Genomic DNA, 21,942 nt, shown 5'->3' with positions numbered 1-21,942 from the left:
GCTAGTGTTTAAAAATAAAAAAGCTGTTTGTTTAGTAAAGAAAGAAGGAATAGGATGAATCCAATAAAGAAAACGGCAGTTTTGGGTGCCGGTTCTTGGGGCACTGCTCTAGCAAAAGTGTTAGTAGAAAATGGACAAGAGGTCTGTTTATGGGGCAACCATCCGGAACAGGCAGCTGAGATCAATGAACAACACACCAATAAAAAATATTTGCCAGACGTCCAATTGCCTAAAAAACTAAAGAGCACGAATGATTTAAGCGATGCTTTAAGTCAAGCGGACACGGTCTTATTTGTGATCCCTACAAAAGCAATGCGAGAAGTGGCACAAAAAGTAACTGCTATATTGGAAAAACCGGTACTCATCGTTCACGCGAGCAAAGGATTGGAACAAGGCACACACAAAAGAATTTCTGAGATCTTAGCAGAAGAAATACCAGAGGAAAAAAGAAAAGCTATTGTAGCATTATCAGGGCCTAGTCATGCTGAAGAGGTTGCAGTCCAAGACTTGACTTCGATTACAGCTGCTTCAGAGAATAAGATGGCGGCGGAAGATGTTCAAGCTTTGTTTATGAATGATTATTTTCGCATTTACACAAACGAAGATATTATCGGAGTTGAACTGGGTGCAGCATTAAAGAATATTATTGCAGTTGGCGCAGGTGCTCTAGTAGGATTGGGGTATGGAGACAATGCTAAAGCTGCATTGATGACGAGAGGATTGGCAGAAATTAGTCGATTAGGTGCAGCATTTGGGGCAGATCCATTGACCTTTTTAGGTTTAAGTGGTGTAGGTGATTTGATCGTAACTTGTACAAGTGTCCATTCGAGAAACTGGCGTGCAGGGAAGATGCTAGGAGAAGGAAAAAAACTCGATGATATACTGGAAAACATGGGAATGGTCGTTGAAGGAATCGCCACAACCAAAGCTGCGTACGAATTAGCAGACTTGAAAAATGTAGAGATGCCGATCACTACAGCCATCTATGATGTGATTTATAAACATGAAGATGTCAGAGAAGTGATCATGAAGTTGATGAACCGTGTAGGAAAGAATGAAAACGACTAAAGACGAACTGGAGGAATAAATGATGAAAAAGGTAAGAAAAGCCGTTATCCCCGCAGCAGGTCTAGGTACACGTTTTTTACCTGCAACAAAAGCAATGGCAAAAGAAATGCTGCCGATCGTTGACAAGCCGACCATTCAATTTATCGTTGAAGAAGCCATAAATTCGGGTATCGAAGACATTTTGATCATTACCGGAAAAAGCAAACGCCCTATTGAAGACCACTTTGACTCTAATATTGAATTAGAAGAAAATTTGAAAGAAAAAGGCAAACTTGACCTATTGAAACAAGTGGAGGAAACGACTGAATTAAATCTTTTCTTTGTGCGTCAGTCTTATCCGAAAGGGTTAGGAGATGCTGTCCTGCATGCTAAAGCATTTGTTGGGAATGAACCTTTTGTCGTCATGCTTGGAGACGATATTATGAACGATGAAGTTCCGCTGACAAAGCAGCTGATCGATCAGTATGATAAAACTCATGCTTCTAATATTGCGGTTATGCGTGTGCCTTATGAAGATACTTCTAAATATGGCATCATTGATCCAGAAGCGCAAATGGAAGATGATTTGTTCAATGTGAAACGCTTTGTGGAAAAACCTAAATCAGAAGAAGCACCAAGCAACTTAGCGATCATTGGACGTTATCTACTGACACCTGAGATCTTCGATATTCTTGAAAAACAAGAGCCTGGAGCAGGCAACGAGATCCAATTGACAGATGCGATCGATACTTTAAATAAAACGCAACGTGTCTTTGCCCATGAATTTAAAGGGCAACGCTATGATGTAGGCGATAAGTTCGGCTTTTTGAAGACCAGTATCCAATATGGATTAGAGCATGATCAAGTCAAAGACGAATTGCATGACTATATTTTAGCATTAGCCAAAGAAATTGAAGCAAAAGACGGCAAAACAAGCGGATCCGAAACAGCTGAAGAAACAGAAAAAACTGAAAAGAAAAAGTCGAAAGAAGAATCAAAAGAAACAGTGAAAGAACCACCAAAAGAAACAAAATAAGCCCCGGAATGAGGTGAAGAAGGTTATGCAGCCAGAAAAAAGAGAAAATGAACCGATTATCTGTATTGAACCCTCAGCTGAATTTTATTTTAAACGGGGATGGAAAGCTTTTCAAAAGAGTCGTTTACATGATGCAGAAAAATACTTCGAGCGCGCTGCTAGCCTCGCTCAGGATGAAATGGATCGAGTATTTGGATTATGCCAAGTAGCTTTGATTAAACAGCACCAAGGAAATTATCAGGCTTCTGCTGATCTGTTGGAAAGTTTGATCAAAGGAGGGCTTGGTTATTTCCCTGAAGTGTATTATTTTCAGGCAAATAACTTTGCTTTTTTAGAGGACTTTCTCCGGGCATTGAAGTATACACAAGTTTATCTGTATTTGGAACCAAGCGGCGACTATCAACAAGAAGCCGAGCAGTTCCAAGCAGAACTTGAGATAGAATTGGATAATTTTTGACAAGTTAAATCGTTTACTTTTATTTAGTAAGTAAAAAAGGTGGAAAAAATTTGCGTTTCCATATAAACTAGAGGTAATCAATAATAGTTTTTGAAGGGAGTTTCTTTAGTGGAAACGAATGAAAAAATTTATGATGTAATCATCATTGGAGCAGGTCCTGGAGGAATGACAGCAGCATTATATGCTTCACGTTCAAATCTAGATACTTTGTTACTAGAACGCGGAATCCCGGGCGGTCAAATGAATAACACAGCCGAAATCGAAAATTATCCTGGTTTTAATAGTATTTTAGGTCCAGATCTATCTACTAAGATGTTTGACAGTGCCAAACAGTTTGGTGTGGAATATGCGTATGGCGATGTAAAAGAAGTAAAAGATGGCCACGCTTATAAAACCATTATTGCAGGTAAGAAAGAATATAAAACGCGTGCAATCATTATCTCAACGGGAGCTGAGCATCGAAAACTAGATGTAACCGGAGAAAATGAATACAATGGACGTGGTGTTTCTTATTGTGCGGTTTGTGACGGCGCTTTTTTCCGGCATAAACATTTAGTTGTGGTTGGTGGCGGAGATTCGGCTGTTGAAGAAGGAAACTACCTGACGCAATTTGCTGATCAAGTCACGATCATTCACAGACGCGACGAATTAAGAGCACAGAAAATTTTGCAAGAAAGAGCCTTTAAAAACGAGAAAATTGACTTTATTTGGGATTCCACTGTGGAAGAAATTTACGGTGATGATATGAAGGTCCAAGGTGTAAAAGTCAAAAATAAGAAAACAGGCGTAATGACAGAGTTTCCAGCAGATGGTACATTTATCTATGTTGGTTTGCTGCCGAATTCTACCCCTTTTTCTGAGTTGGGTATCACAGACGAAGAAGGATGGATCGAAACCAATATCAAAATGGAAACGAAGGTACCAGGCATTTTTGCTGTTGGAGATGTACGGAAAACACCACTGCGTCAAGTAGCTACTGCAGTTGGAGATGGTAGTTTAGCTGGTCAGGCTGTTTTTGATTATGTAGAAGAATTGAAAGATGCCTTATCTGCTGAAGTAAAATAAGATAATTAATAAAAAACGAGAAGCCAAAACAAAGTAAAAGGGTATTTTACTTTGTTTTGGCTTTTTTGGTTCTTCTTCTTTTAACGTTGGTAAAGAAATTTCCTACGGTCGATGGGCTACTGATGGAAAGCCATGAGAACACATTGAGCTGAAAATCGCGTCTCAATGCTTGCAAGCTTCAAACTTAGTGTAACGGCTAAAGCCTAACACTAAGTGATTCACATTGCATCTTTTTTCATGGCTATCAGTAGCCCTATGCGCCTCCTGAAATTTCTAGAAATAGGATTCTAACGAGCTTAGCATTAAAAAAATTGATTTTTTACAGACCAACGTTAAATATTGTAGAACCGCTTTTTTATATTGTGTATAAATTTGATGGTATATAAACTTTCTGTTAAAGTAATGCATAAAATGATGGGTCATTTTAATTATAGAAATAGTAGAAATGGGGTCTTTAGAATGAATATTCATTTAGTTTTGGTAGCATCTTTGCTTTTAAATATTGTCTGCTTCATCACGATCAATGGACAATCAAAGCAAATGAAAATTTTGCGAGAAGAGAATAAAAAGTTACGCTCTAATGAAAGTGATGACGAATTGGTCGCCTTAGCAAAGGAAAAATTAAAAACTATCGGGGAAATCAAAACGATAAAGTATTTACGAATAGAAAAAGGAATGTCCATGTTAGAGGCCAAGCAATTTGTAGACTCTTTAAAAGAAGACACTTAAAGAGAAAGCCATTGACTGTTTGACTTCTTTTTTATTTCTGAGCTGTTTATGTGTCATCGAATGAGGGGATTTTAAAAAATAGGAGAACAGAAGAGATAAAAGATTTTTTAAACAATTTTCTGCCATTTGATGAAAAAAGCTGCTTTATTATGCATATTCTTAGGAAAAGTTGTCTAATAAATGGTATACTTGTTAAGAACAATACATAATATGCGAATGAAAGAAGGATGGAAAATGAACTGGAAAGAAACGGTTGAGGTATGGACGAACGAAGATACTTTGCAATCCAACTTAAAAGAAGAATTGAATGCGCTTAAAGATAACCCAGAAGCCTTAGAAGATGCTTTTTTTGCCCCGCTTGAATTCGGTACAGCAGGGATGCGCGGTGTAATTGGAGTCGGAATCAATCGCATGAATCAATATACCGTTCGTCAAGCAACAGAAGGCTTGGCTTTATTTATGGAAGAAAATGGAGAAGAAGCAAAAAAACGTGGAGTAGCTATTGCTTATGACTCCAGACATCAATCACCTGTGTTTGCAATGGAAGCAGCTAAAACATTGGGAAATCATGGGATCCCGTCTTATGTATTTGAAAGCTTGCGGCCAACACCTGAATTGTCGTTTGCCGTTCGTCATTTAAATGCTTTCGCTGGTATTATGATCACGGCTAGCCATAATCCACCTGAATATAATGGTTACAAGATTTACGGAGAAGATGGCGGACAACTGCCTCCAAAAGAAGCAGACGCTTTAACGGCTTATGTGAGAAGCGTTGAAAACAGCTTGACTGTTGAAGTCCTTTCAGATGAAGCGTTAGAAGAAAGCGGACTATTGACGATGATCGGGGATGAAGTTGATGAAGCTTACTTAGAACGAGTCAAAGAAGTGACGATCGATCACGAACTGATCAAGCGCGTAGGGAAAGATATGAAATTGGTCTACACGCCATTACATGGTACTGGAGGCATGCTGGGGGAACGAGCCTTGAAAAATGCTGGTTTTGAAGGGGTGACATTGGAACCAAAACAAGCAATTCCAGATGCTGATTTTTCAACGGTTAAATCACCGAACCCTGAAGAGCCGGGTGCTTTTGAATATGCCATTAAATTAGGAAAAGAAATCGATGCAGACGTACTAGTGGCAAGCGATCCAGATGCTGACCGTTTGGGTATCGCCGTTAAAACATCTACTGGTTATTATGAAGTACTGACAGGAAACCAAATCGCCAGTTTAATGTTGCATTACTTGCTAACCGCTAAACAAGAAGCAGATGAGCTGCCAAGAAATGGTGTCGTCATCAAATCGATCGTTTCCAGCGAATTGCCAACAACGATCGCAGAAAGTTTTGATGTGAAAATGCTTGATGTGTTGACTGGGTTCAAATTTATTGCCGAAAAAATCAAGCAATATGAACAAGACCAAAGTCAAACGTTCCTATTTGGTTTTGAAGAAAGTTACGGATACTTGGTTCGTCCATTTGTCCGTGATAAAGATGCCATCCAAGCACTGGTACTGATCGCTGAAGTAGCAGCCTTTTATAAAGACAAAGGGTATACATTATATGATGGATTACAAGATTTGTATCATAAATATGGCTACTATAAAGAAAAAACAATTTCAGTGAAAATGGCAGGGATCGAAGGATCAGCTAAAATCAAAGCTTTGATGGAGAAATTTAGAGAAGAAATGCCGGCTGAATTCGGCGGAATACGCATCAAAATGATGGAAGATTTTAAAACAGGTAAACGGATCAATAACGAAACGAACAGTGAAGAAGAAATCAAGATGTCTTCTTCTGATGTACTGAAATACAAATTGATGGATGATAGTTGGATCGCTGTTCGCCCATCAGGAACAGAGCCAAAAATCAAGTTTTATATTGGAGCCAAAGCTGAATCTATGGGTGAAACCAAAGAAAAACTAGCTGCTTTCGAAGCAGACATCAATAAAATCGTTGATGGAGAATAGCAAAATTATGCTACATGAACCTCGTTAAATAATAAAAACATTCCTCTTTTTCTTACAAGAAGAGGAATGTTTTTTTGTTTGAGCGTTATGCTAAACAATTGAACGGATTTACATGTGGATCGGCAACCCAAGTGCAAGCTCCGCTGTATCCATGATCGCTTCGCCAACGGAAGGATGAGCTTGGATCGTTAAAGCGATATCCTCTGCAGAGAATCCATTTTCAATTACAAAACTTAATGGACTGCTTAAATCGGCTGCACTGACACCAGCCATTTGGGCGCCTACAACTTTACCTTCTTGCGCTTCGTCTGTAATCAATCGAATAAAGCCATCTGTTTGATTCAATGACAAAGCCCTACCATTTCCAGCTAACGGAAATTTGCTGATTTTATACTGCTTTCCAGCTGCTTTTGCTTCTTCTGCTTTCATACCGGTCGTTGAAAGTTCAGGTTCTGTATACACTGCGATCGGTAAAGCTTGAAATACATGTTTAGGCGATTTCCCTGCAATGGCCTCTGCAGCAGCCTTCCCGTTGAACATAGCTTCATGAGCCAAAGCGGAACCGGGAGTGATATCTCCTACAGCATAAATGCCATCAATATTTGTCATTTGACGTTCATCGACTTTTACTTTGCCTTCTTCTGTAAAAGCTACACCAATTTTTTCAAGATTCAATCCTGCTGTGAACGGCTTTCGGCCAACAGAAACCAATATCACAGAAGACGTTAAGGTTTCATCCTTGCCTTCTTTTTGATAATGAATCGTCATGCCATCCTCAGTTTCTTGAGCCGTTGTGATAGTGACGCCAGTCTGGATATGAATCCCTTTTGCTGTATATTGTTTGACGACCAGATCAGAAAGATCTTTGTCCATGAAGGGGAGAATATGCGTTTCTTTTTCAAGCAGGTTTACCTTAACACCTAAGTTGCTAAGAGCACCTGCTAATTGCGAGCCGACATAACCGGCACCTACAATCGTGATAGAATCTGGTAATTCTTGGATATTCAAAGCTGCTGTAGTGTCGATCACGCGCTTTCCAAACGGAACTTCTTTTAAGGAGGCAGCTGTTGTTCCGGTTGAAATGATGCAGTTGTCAAAAGATAAAGTTTGCTTACCTTCTGTACCTTCAACAATTAACTGTTTTGTATCTTTGAAGGTAGCTGTACCTCTGATGATCTCCACTTTATTTTTCTTCAACAGTGCTTCAACACCTTTGGTCAAACGACCGACGACTTGCTCATTTTTCCATTTTTGTGTTTTTTTGATATCGATCGTTGTGGTACCAACATTTACACCAAATGTATGGGAGTCAAGGGCATAGTGATAGCGGTGGGCCGCAGTGATAAGCGCTTTGGAAGGAATACAGCCGATATTCAAGCAAACTCCTCCAATATACTCTTTTTCAATGATCGTGACGTTTTGTCCGAGTTGGGCTGCGCGAATAGCTGCAGTATAACCACCTGGACCTGCTCCAATAACGATTGTCTTTGTGCTTTGATTAGCGGGGATGTCAGTCATGATATCCTCTCCTCAAATTAGAATAGAGAAACAGGCTGTTTGTGTTCTTCGTTTCTTATTGAAGACAAAAAAGAACAAGGTCTGTCATTGCTCTATTTCTCACTTTTTATATTACTTAAAAAGTGAGAAATTGCAACTAATATCCACTCTTGCACTGAAAAAAGATGAAACGGAGAAATACCTGTGAAATCAAGGAAGAGAGGCGTTAAAAAAACGGTTCTATCAAGCATCGTTTAATGAAATGGAGTATGTACTGATCTGACTTTTTTAAGGAAAGGAAAAAGAAATCACAAGGAATGTATACATGACACGCCCGGAATGTTATAATGGATGAGACAGATTAAATGACGAGAGTAGGGGACGTATAAATGGTAGAGAGTTTACAGTTGGTTGTCATTACCGGAATGAGCGGAGCTGGGAAGACAGTAGCGATGCAAAGTTTTGAAGACATGGGTTACTTTTGTATGGACAACATGCCGCCAAGCTTATTGCCTAAGTTCTGGGATATTGTAAGAGAATCCGGCAAATTAACGAAGATCGCTTTGGTGATTGATTTACGTTCAAGAGCATTTTTTGATGACTTATTGCCTGCACTGGATAGTATCGACAACACTTCTTTTGTGACTACCAAGATCTTGTTTTTAGATGCAAGTGATGAAGAATTGGTATCCCGCTATAAAGAAACAAGAAGAACGCATCCTTTAGCTACAAACGGACGCATCATAGAAGGTATCAAAAAAGAACGAGCATTGTTAGAAGGCATTAAAGGAAGAGCACAAAAAATCATTGATACAACTGATTTGTCGCCGCGTAAGTTGCGTGAAGAAATACAAGAAGATTTTATGAGCAAAGATACAGAAACCTTCCGAGTTGAACTAGTGTCATTTGGCTTTAAGTATGGTCTGCCTATTGATGCAGATGTAGTGATGGATGTACGTTTTCTGCCAAACCCCCATTATATCGATAATTTAAGACCGATGACAGGTCAAGATAGGCCGGTTTACGATTATGTGATGCAACAGCCGGAAACAGAACTATTTTACAAAAAGTTTGTCGATCTGCTGGATCTTATTTTACCAGGATACAAAAAAGAGGGGAAAACCAGTGTGACGATCGCTATCGGCTGCACAGGAGGAAAACACCGTTCCGTCGCTTTAGTTGAACGTATCGGGCGTAAAATAAAATCGGACGAGTATCCTACACACATTACTCATCGGGACAAAGATAAAAGTAAGGAGTCTGTGAATCGCTCATGATGAACGCAAAAAAAACGAATAGAAGACCGAGGATCGTGATTATCGGCGGCGGGACAGGTCTGCCTGTTATTTTAAATGGTCTGAAAGCAAAACAAGCGGACGTGACTGCGATTGTTACTGTAGCAGACGATGGAGGAAACAGCGGCGTTTTACGCAATGAAATGAATGCTGTTCCACCAGGAGACATGCGGAATGTGTTGGTTTCACTGTCCAATATCCCTCATATGCATAAGGATATTTTTCAATATCGATTTGCAAGCAAAGACAATTCTTTAGCTGGACATTCAATCGGAAACCTGATCATTTCTGCGATGGCGGAGATGAAAGGGAATATTTATGAAGCCATTCAGTTGTTGTCGAAAATGATGCTTGTAGAGGGCCATGTTTATCCTGCTTGCGAAGAGCCGTTGGAACTTCATGCTGTTTACAAAGATGGAAGTACAGCATCAGGTGAATCTAATATTGCAAAATCTCGTAAGGAAATCGAACACATTTATGTGACTACAAAAGGAGAGACAGAGCCAAAAGCGGCACGCAAGGTCATTTCATCGATATTAAATGCTGATATGGTTGTTTTGGGACCAGGAAGTTTATTTACCAGTATCCTGCCTAATCTCATGATTCCTGAAATTGCAAAAGCTGTTCAAGAAACCTCAGCTAATGTGGTTTATATTTGCAACATTATGACCCAGCTAGGGGAAACAGAAAACTTTACGGATGCCAATCACGTAGAAGTTTTACATCGCCATATGAAACAAAAATTTGTAGATACAGTACTGGTCAATATCGGAGAAGTACCTGAAAACTATATGGATAAAGAAAAATATGATGAGTATTTAGTTCAAGTAGCTCATGACTTTAAAGGACTTCAAGCAGAAGTGCCGATGGTCATTTCAAATAACTTTTTGAAGTTAGAAAATAATGGCGTTTTTCATGATGGTGAAAAAGTGGTCGAAGAATTGTTCAGGATGTCCTTTGATCCTCAATACAGTGGGAAGAAGAACAAACTGCAGATGGAGTCACTTTAAGAAGAAAAACATAAAGAAGGGAGGGGAATCTGTATGTCTTTTGCTGCAACGGTAAAAAAAGAATTGACACAATTAGAAGTGCATAAAGAACATGCTAAAGCTGAATTGGCTGCTTTGATCAGAATGAATGGTTCAGTGAGTTTAGTAGAGCGTCAGTTTATTTTGAACGTCCAATCAGAGAATGCTGCCATTGCGCGCCGAATCTACGTGCTGTTAAAAGATCATTTTGCAGTAGAAAGTGAGCTGCTCGTTCGGCGAAAAATGAAGTTGAAGAAAAACAATGTGTACATCGTCCGCTTAAAACAGGGAACAAAAGAAGTACTATCTGACTTATCTATCATGGATGACATGCTCTTTCAAGGCCATGTCAGCGAAGAAATTATCGGGAATGAACAAAAAGTCCGATCTTACTTAAGAGGTGCCTTCTTAGCTGCTGGTTCTGTTAATAATCCAGAAACCAGTCGTTACCATTTAGAGATTTATTCAAATTATGAAGAACATAATGAAGATATTTGTCAGATGATGAACCAATTTGGGTTGAATGCGAGGATGATCGAACGCCGCAATGGTTATATCACTTATTTGAAAGAAGCTGAGAAGATCGCTGACTTTTTAGCAACGATCGGTGCTGCCAATGCCATGCTGAAATTTGAAGACATTCGAATCGTGCGAGATATGAGAAACTCTGTCAATCGCTTAGTCAATTGTGAGAATGCCAATCTAAATAAAACGATTGATGCTGCTAGCAAACAAATCGAAAACATTCGCTACTTGGATCAGACCATTGGTATCGATTGTCTTCCAGATAAATTAAAAGAAGTCGCAAGGATGAGGTTAGAGTACCCTGATGCGACATTAAAAGAATTAGGCGACTTGATTCCAAGCGGTAAGATCAGCAAGTCGGGGATCAATCACCGTTTAAGAAAACTGAATGAGTTGGCGGAAAGCCAAAAAAATCCTGTCACACTTTAAGCAGGCAGTCAGCTAAGAAAACAAGAAAGCTTTGGACCTTTTGTTGTGTCTGAGAGCTTTCTTGGAATTTCTTTCATTACATCTTGTTTTTTACTATGAAATTGGTTAAAATAGAGTAGTTGAAATAAACTTGTCTCCTTAGTGTAATGGATATCACGTAAGATTCCGGTTCTTGAGATGGGGGTTCGATTCCCTCAGGAGACATAATATAGGTGAAACTAGATGATATTGAGTAACAAAAACATTGATATACAAGGATTCTTTAAAATGAGAAGTAATAAGAAATAAAACAAAACTGGTAAAAATCTGGTATGAACTGGTAAAAAACTGGTATGAAATTAGAAACGATTATTGATACATTTCGTTCGCTAAAGCATTTACTTGTTCATTTCCTTTATCTTCCATTTCTTTCAAAACATGCGCATAAACTTCTGCAGTAACCAAAGTACTGCTATGTCCTAATCGTTTCGAAACAAAAAAGATATCCGATCCGTTTAATAGCATCATGCTTGCATGTGTATGACGTAGACCATGGAAAGTAATGGTTTGTGCATGGATTCGTTCACAAGCACGTTTTAAGGCTTTGTTTGCTCCAGTTGATGATATAGGTAAGAAGTCTTTCCCGGTAAAGACCAAATTTCTAACGTTACGTTGACCTGTTTTTAAAGCTAGCTTTTTATAATAATTAATATGTTTGTCCACGATAGCTATCGTTTTCGTATCGATGGCTATTTTTCTTTCGCTAGAATTTGTTTTTGTGGGAACAAACGTATGATTCTTTTTATAGTCCCAGCTTCTTTTAACATGGATTAACATATTTTCTCGATCAATACAATCTTCTGTTAAAGCCATTACTTCTCCTAGTCTACATCCTGTAGATAAAGCAAATAAAATCATGGCTCTGCTCGTTTGACTGCCGTTGTAACCCTCTAATAAGTCTCGTGTGAGGTCTTTAGCTTCTGATTGATTTAAGTACTTCATGTCTTCTTGTTTGCCTGCCTTACCCACTAATTTTACTTTGTAGGTAATGTCAGTTAGCGTATGGCCAGAATGATAAGCATGATCCAAGCAAGCTTTCATATGATTGTGGTGACGTTTGACGGTTTCAATCGAATGGTTTTTTCCATATTGATTAATGAATTTCTGATACTGATCTGTTGATAGAAAAGTTAATTGTTGATTTCCAAAGTGTTTGTTAATAATGTTTTTCGTTACAGAGTAAACCATTTGAGTGATTTCAGATATATGAGGTTCTTTGTAAACTTCGTACCAATTACAAAAATAGCCATAAAAGCTTGTTTCTGGATCTAAAAGTGTTTGGTTTCGCAATTGTTTGTTCAGTTGTTTTTCAACTTTCTCAGCATTTATCTTTGCTTCGGCTTTAGTTTTGAACCCAGCTTTAGACCGTTCTTTAGGTTTTCCATTATTATCCTTGTAAGTAATCCGGTATTGCCATCCTGATTTTAATTTTCGATATGACGCCATGTTAAAAACTCCTTTTTATGTTAAAATAGGAGACGACAAAGAGGCGTTAAAAACGCTACTTGTCATCCTTTGAAACACCACTTTCGCTTTGGTCGGGTAGAGTGGTGTTTTTTCTTTAAAGCTAATAGTGTAAAAAATTATTTGTTCTGGTAGAATGTATTTGAGCAAGATTTTTTAATATTTACGCTAAGTGCTAGATTTATAGTTTTGTATAAGTTATAATTCACCTTAGGAACATATGTTCGTTGGAAGGAGAGGTTACTAATGTTTAAGTTGATTAAGGCTATAATTTTATGGTTAGCTTTTTTCATTTTAATTATCTCTTTCATAATGACTGGTGAGTATACAATAGACAGCTTTTTGAATCAGGGGCCAGGTATTGTTTCGATTTTTGTCTTGGCATCTAGCTATACCTATAATTCTTTTTCTGCGATTTTCGTATGGATTAATCAGCGAAAAATGGAGATATTCAATCCAACCCTTCATTGGTCAATGCAATTTGAATTTTTTTCAACTGAATTTGATAGTAGTATTTTCAATGAACTTTTTGATAAAATATATGAAATGGATAAAGATGTTAAAATTGTTGCTAAAGATGAAAAACAGCTATTCTTAAGAATTGACCAAATAAATATTGAAATTTTTGTTGATAATGAAGAAGATGCATATTTGTACACAGTTTATTTCATTTCAGACATTTCATATCGTGACTCATTAAAAAATTTTTATATCATTTATGAAGAATATTTAAACATAATTAAAACTAACATACACAAACCATATGAAGAGCAGTATATACTAAAATTAAAATTTAAAGAATATAACCCATTTTATAAAGTATACTTGAAAAGAATAGACAAACCTTCAAATATGGAATTCTCAATGAGATACAATGATGAAAGTAATGAATATATTATACGAAAAAATGAGATGCAAGTAATTTCCAAAAATCTAGTTAACATTAAAGATGTCAGTAGTAAGTATATTGCAGTAAGCAATAAAAACTTATTAAAATAAATCTCTATATACTTGGTAAAGTAACTCTAACCTTTTTTCTTCTGTTAGTTTATCTGCGTAAACAACCATATTTCCTTCCTTTCCAATACCCATATAAAAGGACTCATCTTCAAAGGTATAATAAAAATTTATGTATTTAGCTTTTCCTTTCTTTATCAAATCCAAAACTTCAGCATCTGAATTCACTTTTTCACCATAAAAAGCAGATACGTTTATACCGTGGCGTTTGGTAGTTAACCAAGCGCCTTTAATATTGTTAATCTTAGATGCTACTTTTTTTAACTCAATTTTTAAAGGTTCATATGAAAAAGAAGGTATGGTTTCTTCCATGATATCTAAAAAATCAACTGCTACTTTTTTGTTTACTTGCAAAAAAAACATTTTTTTCCGTTTGTCGTAATACATTTTAAAATTATGTGGATCCATATAGTAAGAAAAATTTTGTTCGAAAACTTTCCCTGATTGTTTAACTACTAATTCATGATGAACATTAAAAACTCGTATCAAACTTTTTCCAATATGGATATTTTCTACTTTAGATGTTGTTGTTAATGGTTCTCCTTCTGTAAACCCTATGCTTTTTTCATCTTGTAGAGTTATTTGTGCACTTAATTTCAACTCCATTTCATCCATTTTAGAATTTGTTTTACACAAATAAAAAGATTGCGGCATCAGTGATCCTCCATTCTATGATACAATAGTGTATGAAGGCGCTATAATGAGTCTTCCGTATACCTCACTCCATACCGTCCAAAGTAAGGGAGTAGGTATTTAGAACACTCCTAAACTTTTGCGAGGGCAGGGGTGTTCTTTTTTTATTTATATTCTCCAGCCCAAGAAGCATTTGCGAAATAGATTTCAAAAGATTCTCCTTCTGAAATTACATCAAATAAGCACTTTCTTTAGCTGTTTTTCCTGCTTGAATTGTTTCGCTAAAAAAATCTTTAGAACTTAATTCTCTTTTAACGCCCTGACTTTGGCGAGTAGGGTGTTTTTTTATTCGTTCAAATGTTCAACGGCATAGTCAGCTTCTTCTTGTGTGAATTGCTCTCCACTGTCGGATGTAAGTTGGTCTCTGATCGCTTCCGGGGACATATTCATTTGTTCTTGATAGTCTTTCGCTTTATTCAGTGCATTTTCTTTCCAATCTACTTCTAAATTGTCAATGGCGTATTGAGCGGCTTCTTCCGAGAATTGTTCTCCATACTCAGAGGTCAGCTGATCGTGCACGCCTTTCTTGGACATATCCATCATCGTTGCATATGATTCAGCTTTGTTCAGCGCTGATTTATATTCTGCTGGAACATCCTCTTCTTCCGCCTGACTAGAACTAGATTCTACTTCTGACGAAGCAGCTTCCGATGTTTCTTCTGTTATAGCGCCTTCATTTGTTTCATTCACTTGTGTTTCCTCAACCCCAGCGGTCGTATCAGGCGTAGGTGTTTCTTCATCACCGCCCATGCTGCCAAAAATCGAGATCAATACTATTACTAAAACCCAAAACCAAATTTTCTTATAAAAAGGTTTTTTTAATTTCCCTTTCACTTCATTACCATTCTCATCGTACAGCTTTCTCTTTGCCATTTATACCACTCCTTTTTTATTTTATATACCTTGCAGACGGCAAATCCGCAAGGTATAATATAATTACATTACAATTTACTTACCACTTCGAGAGCCTTGCCCACGATCCGGGCGGGGTTCTTTTCATTTATAATGTAAGGATCATAATCATCGTTTATCGGTTCCAAAATGATCATATCGCTTACTTTTCTTACCCGTTTAAGCGTGGCCTCTGTATCATCGTTAACGAGCACAGCAGCGATTTCTCCACTTTCCACATCTGGTTGCTGCTTACATAGAACAAGTGATCCGTTTGAAATAGTCGGCCACATACTATCACCTTTAGCATTCAAATAGAACAATTCTCCGGACGGTAGATCATCTACTGTCCTTTCTTTATAGCCTTCTATATTTTCTTCTGCTGTGATTGGTTCACCGCAAGCGATTGTTCCTAATATAGGGATAGGTATCACTTTCGAAACTTCTACAACATTAGATGGTGTTCCAGTAGTATATCTAGGATCAATATCTGATTTTTTAACATTAAAGAAGTTAGCTATCTTTTGTACGTTGCCTGGGTTCGGCGTTGAAGTTCCCTTTACATATCCCGTTATAGTACTTCTAGGTATTCCGGTAAACTTACTTAAATCGATTTGTTTTCTACCTGTTTCTTCTAACAATTCATTTATTTTATTAGAAATTATTTCTCTATGTTCTTTATCTATGGGAGTTAATTCTCCTCTTGCCATAAAATCACCTCCTTTATCTATACCTATATAATACTATTGTTTTTTGTTTAAGTAAACATAAAAAGTCGAAAAAAATCGTATTTTTTTAAATTTAGTTGTTTACAATACGAATTAAATCGTATATAATAAAGTTACAAGGTTAAGAGAGAGGTGAAAAAAATGATCGAAATCTCTTTGAGAGCAGCTAGAGAAAACGCAGGTCTTTCTGGTGAAGAAGCAGCAAAAATACTAGGCATGCACAAACAAACTCTATACAAGTATGAAAATGATTCTTCAGACATCCCGTTGAGAGTGCTCAAAGAATTATCTAAACTTTATCAAATGCCTGTAGATAATATTTTTTTAGGCAAAAGGTACGATTTAATTCGTACTATAAAACGTAAAAGAGAAGAGGAGGCAATCTAATGAATGAGTTAAAAATATTCAATTTTGAAGAACAGGAAGTAAGAACACAATTAATTGATGATGAACTTTGGTTTGTGGGGAAAGATGTTGCTGAAGTTCTTGGATATGAGCGTCCTGACAATGCTATCAGAAATCACATTGATGAAGAGGATAAGCTGATGCACCAAATCAGTGCATCAGGTCAAATGAGAAATATGACTATTATCAATGAATCAGGCATGTATGCTTTAGTTTTTGGATCGAAGTTAGATAAAGCGAAACGATTTAAACGTTGGGTGACAAGTGAAGTTCTTCCAACTATTAGAAAAACAGGAAAATATCAATCTCCCATGTCCCAAGAAGATATCATGATCGCTACTTTAGAAAATCAAAAAGAAATTAAAAAGCGGTTGAATACTGTTTCTGATGATGTCGAAGAGTTGAAACTTGAAATCGACTTGAGCAGAAGACAAAAAGCAGAACTTTCAAGACTGGTTCGTAAAAATGCAATGAATGCGGTAGGCGGCAAGAAGTCGAACGCATACAAAGAACTATATAGAGTAGCGATTGCTGAACACTGGAGAGCTTTAAAAAATGCTTTTGAAGTAGCGAGTTATGAAGAAATTCCAAAACTCAAATTTGAAGAAGCAATGCAAATGGCTGAGATGTGGCTTCCTTCGATGGAATTAGCATACAAAATAAAACAGCTAAATACACAAATTGAAATGGAGGTTTAACCATGAAAAAACTACTACTAACAACAATAACCCTCACAGCTATTGGGGTAGCCGTGAAGGTTATAAAAGAAAGAAAAAAAGCATCTATCGCAGTTAAAAAAGCGTCCAGAGCTAATGAAATAGCTTTGAGAACTATTGACCTTTAGAGCGGTCGAACACTATTTCTTCTTTCCAATAAACGTTGCTCATAAGAACTGTAGTTATGATGTTTTTCTTAATAACTTCTTTTCTTTGCTCATCAGTCATAGCGGGATTGCTTATAGCTTCAGAAAAGGAAGAAGCTACATCTTCAAACAAAGAATCGTAGTTATCAAGAAATTGTTCTTTGAACTCTTTATCTTGATTATAAGAGACCATATATCTATCACCTCGCTTAAGTTATTTCAGCGGACCACTCGCTGATAAGGCAATTATCTCACCGTTAAACAACAAAATGAATAGTAAAGGAGTGATTTCTAATGCAACAACTAGAATCAAAAATCATCATCACCATTCCTGAAGACATGATTCTTGTTAAGAAGGTCGAATATTTACAGCTGCAAGAAAAAAATGAAGATGTAGTTGGTAACTTGAAATGGTTGATGAAAGAAACTGATATTAAGAGTCCAAAAACAATTAAAGAACAATTGCTGTATCCATTTCGTGACGAACTTGAAAGCTTTGTTTCATATCCCGAGAATGGAGAGCATTGGAAGTTTAATAAAGCACCCATGCGTCGTTGGCTAAAAGATAATTTTAAAAGAGTCTGGAGGTAGCATGATGAAATTATCAAATAAATTAAGAACAGTCAGCAATGCAATTAACACCAAATATTTAAGCGAAAGTGAGTGGAAGGTAAGCGACATTCTAAGTGTTGTTGGGATAGTCATTTTAATAACTATAGTCGGTTGGGTAGAAGGGAGCAGCTTATGAAAAATAACAAAATCGTAATCGATGCAGAAAAAGAACAGATTATCGAAAACATGAAAGAAACAATCAATAAATTAAGCGACGATGAATCTTTCGTCATGATAACCGTGAAAGATGATGGTGTAAGAGCTGAAACTCATTCTCCTAGCAGTATACAACCATCGCACTTGCCTTATATAGCAGAAGCTTTTAAACAGATATTGACAGAACATATAAAATTTATGTTTCAAAATGATGAGAGGCGAGAAAATTGAATAAGAGATATCAATTGATCGGACTCAACACGAAGAATGTTTATAAAGAATCAATCGAGCCTGAAGAGCTTCATCGGTGGATGCAAATAAAATTTCCAACACCACGTACAGACAAAGATAGAAGTACATTTTCGAGAGATCTGATGCCGGAACCAATGCGGATAGAAAGAAAAAAGAAAACAAAAAAAGACTAATCGGACGGCCATCCAATTAGTCGATAAAAAATCATTTGTAAGTAAAGTATACCAAAAATAGGAGTGATAAGAAAATGGAAACAAAAAGTTATCCTCTAATTAGCGAATATGAAAATGGCTATAAGCTAACGGACGAGTTTGGTGATTCATTTGTAGTAGAACGATATGATCATGCCTATACAAATGAAAAACGTGTTCAGATTTACTGGGAACCTAAAAATGAAGTTCATGATAACTATTTGATAGATAAGGATATCCAAGTTGATTTACCCGAAGAAGTTTTTGAGGCCTTTTGCATAAATTATGGCTCAAGAGGTGGATCTAAGTGACAGATAAAATAAGCACTTTAGATATGACTTACTATGATTGGCTATCGCAGCGCAGGAAGTCTATCGGTGGATCAGACGTTAGCGCAATTTTAGGATTTAACAAGTATCGTAGCCCTTATCAGATCTGGCTCGATAAGACAGGACAAATTGAAATAGAAGATGACGAGCCAAGCGAAGCAGCACATTTTGGAAACATCTTAGAACAAGTGGTAGCAGAAGAATTTACCAGACGAACTGGAATCAAAGTAAGAAATGATAATAAAATGCACTTCAAAAAAGAAAAACCATTCCTTTCAGCAAACATTGATCGAGCGGTTATTGGAGAAAGGGCCTTCCTTGAGTGCAAAACAGCTTCAGAATGGCTTAGAAATGAATGGACAGATGAAGAGATACCAACGGCTTACATTCTCCAAATACAGCATTATATGAACATTTTAGACTATGACTATTGCTACATCGCTGCATTGATTGGCGGAAATAAGTTCATATGGAAAAAAGTGGAACGAGATCAAGAGCTGATTGATTTAGTCGAAGCTCGTTTAACAGATTTTTGGGAAGTAAATGTGAAAAAGAACATTGCGCCAGCGATTGACGGCAGCGATGCGACAACTGATTTTATCAACCAACGTTATCACGAAGAAGGCTCAGAAGAGCTTCTGCTGCATAGAGATACAGATGAAGCTCTAGATACTCTTGAGGAGTTGAAAGAGAGCATCAAGCAGCTAGAAACAAGCAAGAAAGCTATTGAAAATGACCTGAAGAAAAAGTTGGGAGAAGCAAGTGCGAATACAGCGATTAGTCCTAAGAGAATAATTACTTGGAAAACAATAGCTACTAATCGTTTAGACGCGAGAAAACTAAAAGCAGAGCAACCTGATGTATACGAAAAATATTCAAAAGAAAACTCATACAGAAAACTACAAATAAAGGAGATCGAATAATATGGCAACGACAAACTTGATTAAAAACCAAATGCAAACTCAAAACAGCGGAGCAGTAAATGCTAATCAATTAAATTTAAAAGGACTTCTTAACACCAACCAAATGAAACAAAAGTTTAATGATGTATTGCAAGACAAAGCTCCAGGGTTCACGACAAGTCTTCTAAATCTTGTCAGCAATGATCGGAATCTATCAAAATGCGAACCGATGTCAGTAGCAACTTCAGCAATGGTAGCGGCAACTCTTGATTTGCCAATCGATAAAAACTTGGGATATGCCTGGATCATTCCATACGGAAATAAAGCAACTTTCCAATTGGGGTATAAGGGATATATTCAGTTAGCACAGCGTTCTGGGCAATATTTGTCCTTAAATGTTATCGAAGTTTATGAAGGAGAGTTAAAGTCCTGGAACCGGCTGACAGAAGAGTTTGAATTTGATTCTAACGGCAGAACATCGAATGAAGTTATTGGTTATGTTGGTTATTTCAAATTGGTAAACGGTTTTGAAAAAACAGTTTATTGGACAAAACAAGAAATTGAAGCGCATAGACGTCGTTTCAGCAAATCTGGTAGCGTTTGGAAGTCAGACTTTGATGCTATGGCTAAAAAGACGGTGCTGCGCAATATGCTATCAAAATGGGGTGTTCTTTCTATCGAAATGCAAACAGCAACTACAAAAGACGGTACAGTGCAAGAAATCGACGAAGAAACAAAAGAGTTGAAAACAGCTGAAGTGATCGAAGATGAATCAGATCCGAATGATGTGACTTATGTAAATGATGATGGTGAAGTACAACTATTTAACGATATGCAGCCGCCAATGAAAGAGGTAAAAGCAGATGATAAATAATGTCGTTCTAATTGGAAGGTTAACGAAAGATGCGGATTTACGTTCAACGCAAACTGGTAAGTCAGTCGCAAACTTTACGTTAGCCGTTAACAGGAAATATAAAAAAGAAGGACAACCAGAAGCGGATTTTATTAACTGCGTCGCTTGGAACAAAACTGCAGAACTTTTAGGCGATTATACCAGAAAAGGTTCGCAAGTTGGCGTAGAAGGCAATATACAAACAAGAAACTATGAGAACAACGAAGGGCAGCGTGTCTACATGACTGAAGTAGTGGTGCAAAGCGTTACATTCTTAGACAGCAAAAAAGAAAATAGTCAAACAAGTCCTTATCAAAAAAACGATTATACGTCTAATCATTTTGAAAGCGGCAGTAATGCAATAGATATTAATGATGATTTTCTGCCTTTCTGATCGGAGATGATTATATGGAATTGTGGAATGATATACCTGGGTATGAAGGTTTATATGAAGTCAGCACATTTGGACGAGTAAGGACTAAAGAAGGAAAGATAACCTCAAATGCCAGATATGAAAAGAGAGTATGGAAACAAAGATATTTAAAAGATAAAACTCCAAGAGGTAGAGACGTGAGAGTATCTTTATGGAAAGACGGGGAGCACAAAGATTGGTTAGTTCATCGTTTAGTTGCTTTAACCTTCTTGCCTAAAGTAGAAAGCAAGGAATCAATTAACCATATCGATGGAAACCCAAAGAATAATAACGTTTCTAATCTTGAGTGGTGTAATCATACTGAGAATAATAACCACGCGTTTGATAATCGATTGATTCCCGCAATGAATTTGGTTTTAGTTGATAAAAAAACTTTTAAACCTTATTACTTTAGAAGTCTTTCAAAAGCCAGCGAGTTTTTAGGGAAAAATCCAGGATATTTAAGCGGAATGTTAAAAAAAGGAAAATTAGTTCTCAATGATTATTTTATTTATATTCCTTTAAAAAGGGATAGCAATTGGATTAGTGACTAAAAGTTAAATCGAATTTTATAAGAACAGACTTTAGGAAAGGAAAACAATATGGCTCAAAGAAGAATGTTTAGCAAAAAAATAACTGAAACAGACATGTTTCTTGACATGCCTATGTCGACACAATGCTTATATTTCCATTTAAATATGAGTGCAGATGATGATGGTTTTATAGGCAACGTAAAAACTATTAGAAGAATGGTTGGAGCAAGTGAAGATGATTTAAAGCTACTAATGGCTAAAGAATTCATCATCCCTTTTGAAAGCGGAGTTGTAGTGATTAAAGATTGGAAAATACACAATTACATTCGATCTGACCGTTATAACGAAACTGTTTATACGGAGGAAAAAAATCAATTAAATCAAAAAGAAAATGGTCAATATGAGCTTGGTATACCAGATGACATACCAACGGTATACCAAATGGATACACAGGTTAGGTTAGGTAAGGATAGGTTAGGTAAGGATAG

28 protein-coding genes, 1 tRNA gene and 1 pseudogene are annotated in these 21,942 nt (G+C 37.0%); 24 read left to right on the top strand and 6 right to left on the bottom strand.

All coding sequences use genetic code 11. The features are described 5' to 3' along the window. Positions 1-54 precede the first annotated feature (54 nt). From BM057_RS03830 to BM057_RS03805, 6 genes are all read left to right on the top strand, one after another. The gene (locus BM057_RS03830) at positions 55-1,068 is read left to right on the top strand and encodes an NAD(P)H-dependent glycerol-3-phosphate dehydrogenase (RefSeq protein ID WP_047389984.1); all 1,014 of its coding nucleotides are present in this window, start codon (positions 55-57) and stop codon (positions 1,066-1,068) included. A gap of 22 nt (positions 1,069-1,090) precedes the next feature. Further along, positions 1,091-2,083: a UTP--glucose-1-phosphate uridylyltransferase GalU gene (galU, locus tag BM057_RS03825; protein WP_092091595.1), complete on the top strand. Its 993-nt coding sequence runs from the start codon at positions 1,091-1,093 to the stop codon at positions 2,081-2,083. Between the two features lie 25 nt (positions 2,084-2,108). Continuing rightward, positions 2,109-2,540, top strand: a complete 432-nt coding sequence (locus BM057_RS03820; protein ID WP_092091593.1) for a tetratricopeptide repeat protein — start codon at positions 2,109-2,111, stop codon at positions 2,538-2,540. A 108-nt stretch (positions 2,541-2,648) separates the two neighbouring features. Continuing rightward, positions 2,649-3,605 (top strand): thioredoxin-disulfide reductase, encoded by a 957-nt coding sequence (gene trxB, locus BM057_RS03815; protein ID WP_092091591.1) that lies wholly within the window; start codon positions 2,649-2,651, stop codon positions 3,603-3,605. Positions 3,606-4,064: 459 nt separating this feature from the next. After that, on the top strand, positions 4,065-4,334 hold the full coding sequence (locus tag BM057_RS03810) for a hypothetical protein (protein WP_218147444.1): 270 nt from the start codon (positions 4,065-4,067) through the stop codon (positions 4,332-4,334). Positions 4,335-4,568: 234 nt separating this feature from the next. Then, positions 4,569-6,302, top strand: a complete 1,734-nt coding sequence (locus BM057_RS03805; RefSeq protein WP_092091589.1) for a phospho-sugar mutase — start codon at positions 4,569-4,571, stop codon at positions 6,300-6,302. Between the two features lie 108 nt (positions 6,303-6,410). On the opposite strand, the gene lpdA is transcribed toward BM057_RS03805, so the two are convergent. After that, positions 6,411-7,820 (bottom strand): dihydrolipoyl dehydrogenase, encoded by a 1,410-nt coding sequence (lpdA, locus tag BM057_RS03800; RefSeq protein ID WP_092091585.1) that lies wholly within the window; start codon positions 7,818-7,820, stop codon positions 6,411-6,413. A gap of 368 nt (positions 7,821-8,188) precedes the next feature. Between lpdA and rapZ the strand changes: the two genes are divergently transcribed. The 4 genes from rapZ to BM057_RS03780 all read left to right on the top strand — a co-directional run bounded on the left by rapZ (position 8,189) and on the right by BM057_RS03780 (position 11,280). Further along, positions 8,189-9,076: an RNase adapter RapZ gene (rapZ, locus tag BM057_RS03795; protein ID WP_092091583.1), complete on the top strand. Its 888-nt coding sequence runs from the start codon at positions 8,189-8,191 to the stop codon at positions 9,074-9,076. Next, on the top strand, positions 9,076-10,104 hold the full coding sequence (locus BM057_RS03790) for a gluconeogenesis factor YvcK family protein (RefSeq protein ID WP_425439014.1): 1,029 nt from the start codon (positions 9,076-9,078) through the stop codon (positions 10,102-10,104). The genes rapZ and BM057_RS03790 overlap by 1 nt, the downstream gene beginning before the upstream one ends. A 33-nt stretch (positions 10,105-10,137) precedes the next feature. Continuing rightward, positions 10,138-11,076, top strand: coding sequence for a DNA-binding protein WhiA (gene whiA / locus BM057_RS03785; RefSeq protein WP_047389991.1), 939 nt, complete (start codon positions 10,138-10,140; stop codon positions 11,074-11,076). 132 nt (positions 11,077-11,208) lie between these two features. Beyond that, positions 11,209-11,280 (top strand) — tRNA-Arg (locus BM057_RS03780). A 144-nt stretch (positions 11,281-11,424) separates the two neighbouring features. Here BM057_RS03780 and BM057_RS03775 read toward each other — a convergent pair. Then, positions 11,425-12,561, bottom strand: coding sequence for a tyrosine-type recombinase/integrase (locus BM057_RS03775; RefSeq protein WP_092091579.1), 1,137 nt, complete (start codon positions 12,559-12,561; stop codon positions 11,425-11,427). A 264-nt stretch (positions 12,562-12,825) separates the two neighbouring features. On the opposite strand from BM057_RS03775, the gene BM057_RS03770 reads away from it, so the two are divergent. Next, positions 12,826-13,578 (top strand): hypothetical protein, encoded by a 753-nt coding sequence (locus BM057_RS03770; protein ID WP_092091577.1) that lies wholly within the window; start codon positions 12,826-12,828, stop codon positions 13,576-13,578. On the opposite strand, the gene BM057_RS03765 is transcribed toward BM057_RS03770, so the two are convergent. The 3 genes from BM057_RS03765 to BM057_RS03755 all read right to left on the bottom strand — a co-directional run bounded on the left by BM057_RS03765 (position 13,570) and on the right by BM057_RS03755 (position 15,890). After that, positions 13,570-14,250, bottom strand: a complete 681-nt coding sequence (locus BM057_RS03765; RefSeq protein ID WP_092091575.1) for a hypothetical protein — start codon at positions 14,248-14,250, stop codon at positions 13,570-13,572. The two genes, BM057_RS03770 and BM057_RS03765, sit on opposite strands and share 9 nt — an antisense overlap. Before the next feature lie 324 nt (positions 14,251-14,574). Next, a complete protein-coding gene (locus tag BM057_RS03760) occupies positions 14,575-15,162 on the bottom strand; it encodes an Ltp family lipoprotein (protein ID WP_092091573.1) in 588 nt (195 codons plus the stop codon). Between the two features lie 68 nt (positions 15,163-15,230). Then, the gene (locus BM057_RS03755; protein WP_092091571.1) at positions 15,231-15,890 is read right to left on the bottom strand and encodes a LexA family protein; all 660 of its coding nucleotides are present in this window, start codon (positions 15,888-15,890) and stop codon (positions 15,231-15,233) included. Positions 15,891-16,058: 168 nt separating this feature from the next. Here BM057_RS03755 and BM057_RS03750 point away from each other — a divergent pair, with 168 nt between their 5' ends. The 3 genes from BM057_RS03750 to BM057_RS11630 are packed head-to-tail and all read left to right on the top strand — an operon-like array spanning position 16,059 to position 17,157. After that, the gene (locus tag BM057_RS03750; RefSeq protein WP_177186170.1) at positions 16,059-16,295 is read left to right on the top strand and encodes a helix-turn-helix domain-containing protein; all 237 of its coding nucleotides are present in this window, start codon (positions 16,059-16,061) and stop codon (positions 16,293-16,295) included. Beyond that, complete coding sequence (locus tag BM057_RS03745; protein WP_092091567.1) at positions 16,295-17,011, top strand: BRO family protein; 717 nt, start codon at positions 16,295-16,297, stop codon at positions 17,009-17,011. The genes BM057_RS03750 and BM057_RS03745 overlap by 1 nt, the downstream gene beginning before the upstream one ends. Before the next feature lie 2 nt (positions 17,012-17,013). Then, the gene (locus tag BM057_RS11630) at positions 17,014-17,157 is read left to right on the top strand and encodes a hypothetical protein (protein ID WP_177186167.1); all 144 of its coding nucleotides are present in this window, start codon (positions 17,014-17,016) and stop codon (positions 17,155-17,157) included. On the opposite strand, the gene BM057_RS03740 is transcribed toward BM057_RS11630, so the two are convergent. After that, complete coding sequence (locus BM057_RS03740; protein WP_092091565.1) at positions 17,144-17,368, bottom strand: hypothetical protein; 225 nt, start codon at positions 17,366-17,368, stop codon at positions 17,144-17,146. The genes BM057_RS11630 and BM057_RS03740 overlap by 14 nt on opposite strands. Before the next feature lie 101 nt (positions 17,369-17,469). Here BM057_RS03740 and BM057_RS03735 point away from each other — a divergent pair, with 101 nt between their 5' ends. The 10 genes and pseudogenes from BM057_RS03735 to BM057_RS03695 all read left to right on the top strand — a co-directional run. Further along, on the top strand, positions 17,470-17,766 hold the full coding sequence (locus BM057_RS03735) for a DUF771 domain-containing protein (RefSeq protein ID WP_092091563.1): 297 nt from the start codon (positions 17,470-17,472) through the stop codon (positions 17,764-17,766). 4 nt (positions 17,767-17,770) lie between these two features. Continuing rightward, entirely contained in the window at positions 17,771-17,923 is a 153-nt protein-coding gene (locus BM057_RS11625; protein WP_177186166.1) for a hypothetical protein, read from the top strand. Next, on the top strand, positions 17,920-18,174 hold the full coding sequence (locus BM057_RS03730; protein ID WP_092091561.1) for a hypothetical protein: 255 nt from the start codon (positions 17,920-17,922) through the stop codon (positions 18,172-18,174). The genes BM057_RS11625 and BM057_RS03730 overlap by 4 nt, the downstream gene beginning before the upstream one ends. Beyond that, entirely contained in the window at positions 18,171-18,368 is a 198-nt protein-coding gene (locus BM057_RS03725; RefSeq protein ID WP_092091559.1) for a hypothetical protein, read from the top strand. The genes BM057_RS03730 and BM057_RS03725 overlap by 4 nt, the downstream gene beginning before the upstream one ends. 74 nt (positions 18,369-18,442) lie before the next feature. Beyond that, on the top strand, positions 18,443-18,697 hold the full coding sequence (locus BM057_RS03720) for a hypothetical protein (RefSeq protein WP_092091557.1): 255 nt from the start codon (positions 18,443-18,445) through the stop codon (positions 18,695-18,697). After that, complete coding sequence (locus tag BM057_RS03715) at positions 18,694-19,638, top strand: YqaJ viral recombinase family nuclease (RefSeq protein ID WP_245741792.1); 945 nt, start codon at positions 18,694-18,696, stop codon at positions 19,636-19,638. Before BM057_RS03720 ends, BM057_RS03715 begins: the two co-directional genes overlap by 4 nt. Position 19,639: 1 nt before the next feature. Next, a complete protein-coding gene (locus BM057_RS03710) occupies positions 19,640-20,491 on the top strand; it encodes a recombinase RecT (RefSeq protein ID WP_092091555.1) in 852 nt (283 codons plus the stop codon). After that, positions 20,481-20,903, top strand: a complete 423-nt coding sequence (locus BM057_RS03705; protein ID WP_092091553.1) for a single-stranded DNA-binding protein — start codon at positions 20,481-20,483, stop codon at positions 20,901-20,903. The genes BM057_RS03710 and BM057_RS03705 overlap by 11 nt, the downstream gene beginning before the upstream one ends. A 14-nt stretch (positions 20,904-20,917) precedes the next feature. Beyond that, entirely contained in the window at positions 20,918-21,475 is a 558-nt protein-coding gene (locus BM057_RS03700; protein ID WP_092091551.1) for an NUMOD4 domain-containing protein, read from the top strand. A 48-nt stretch (positions 21,476-21,523) separates the two neighbouring features. Further along, positions 21,524-21,942: pseudogene (locus BM057_RS03695) on the top strand (DNA replication protein); the annotation flags it as partial.

The sequence above is a fragment of the Pisciglobus halotolerans genome (genome assembly GCF_900113675.1).
GTDB classification, from domain to species: domain Bacteria; phylum Bacillota; class Bacilli; order Lactobacillales; family Carnobacteriaceae; genus Pisciglobus; species Pisciglobus halotolerans.
This window is presented reverse-complemented; position numbering and strand designations above follow the sequence as displayed.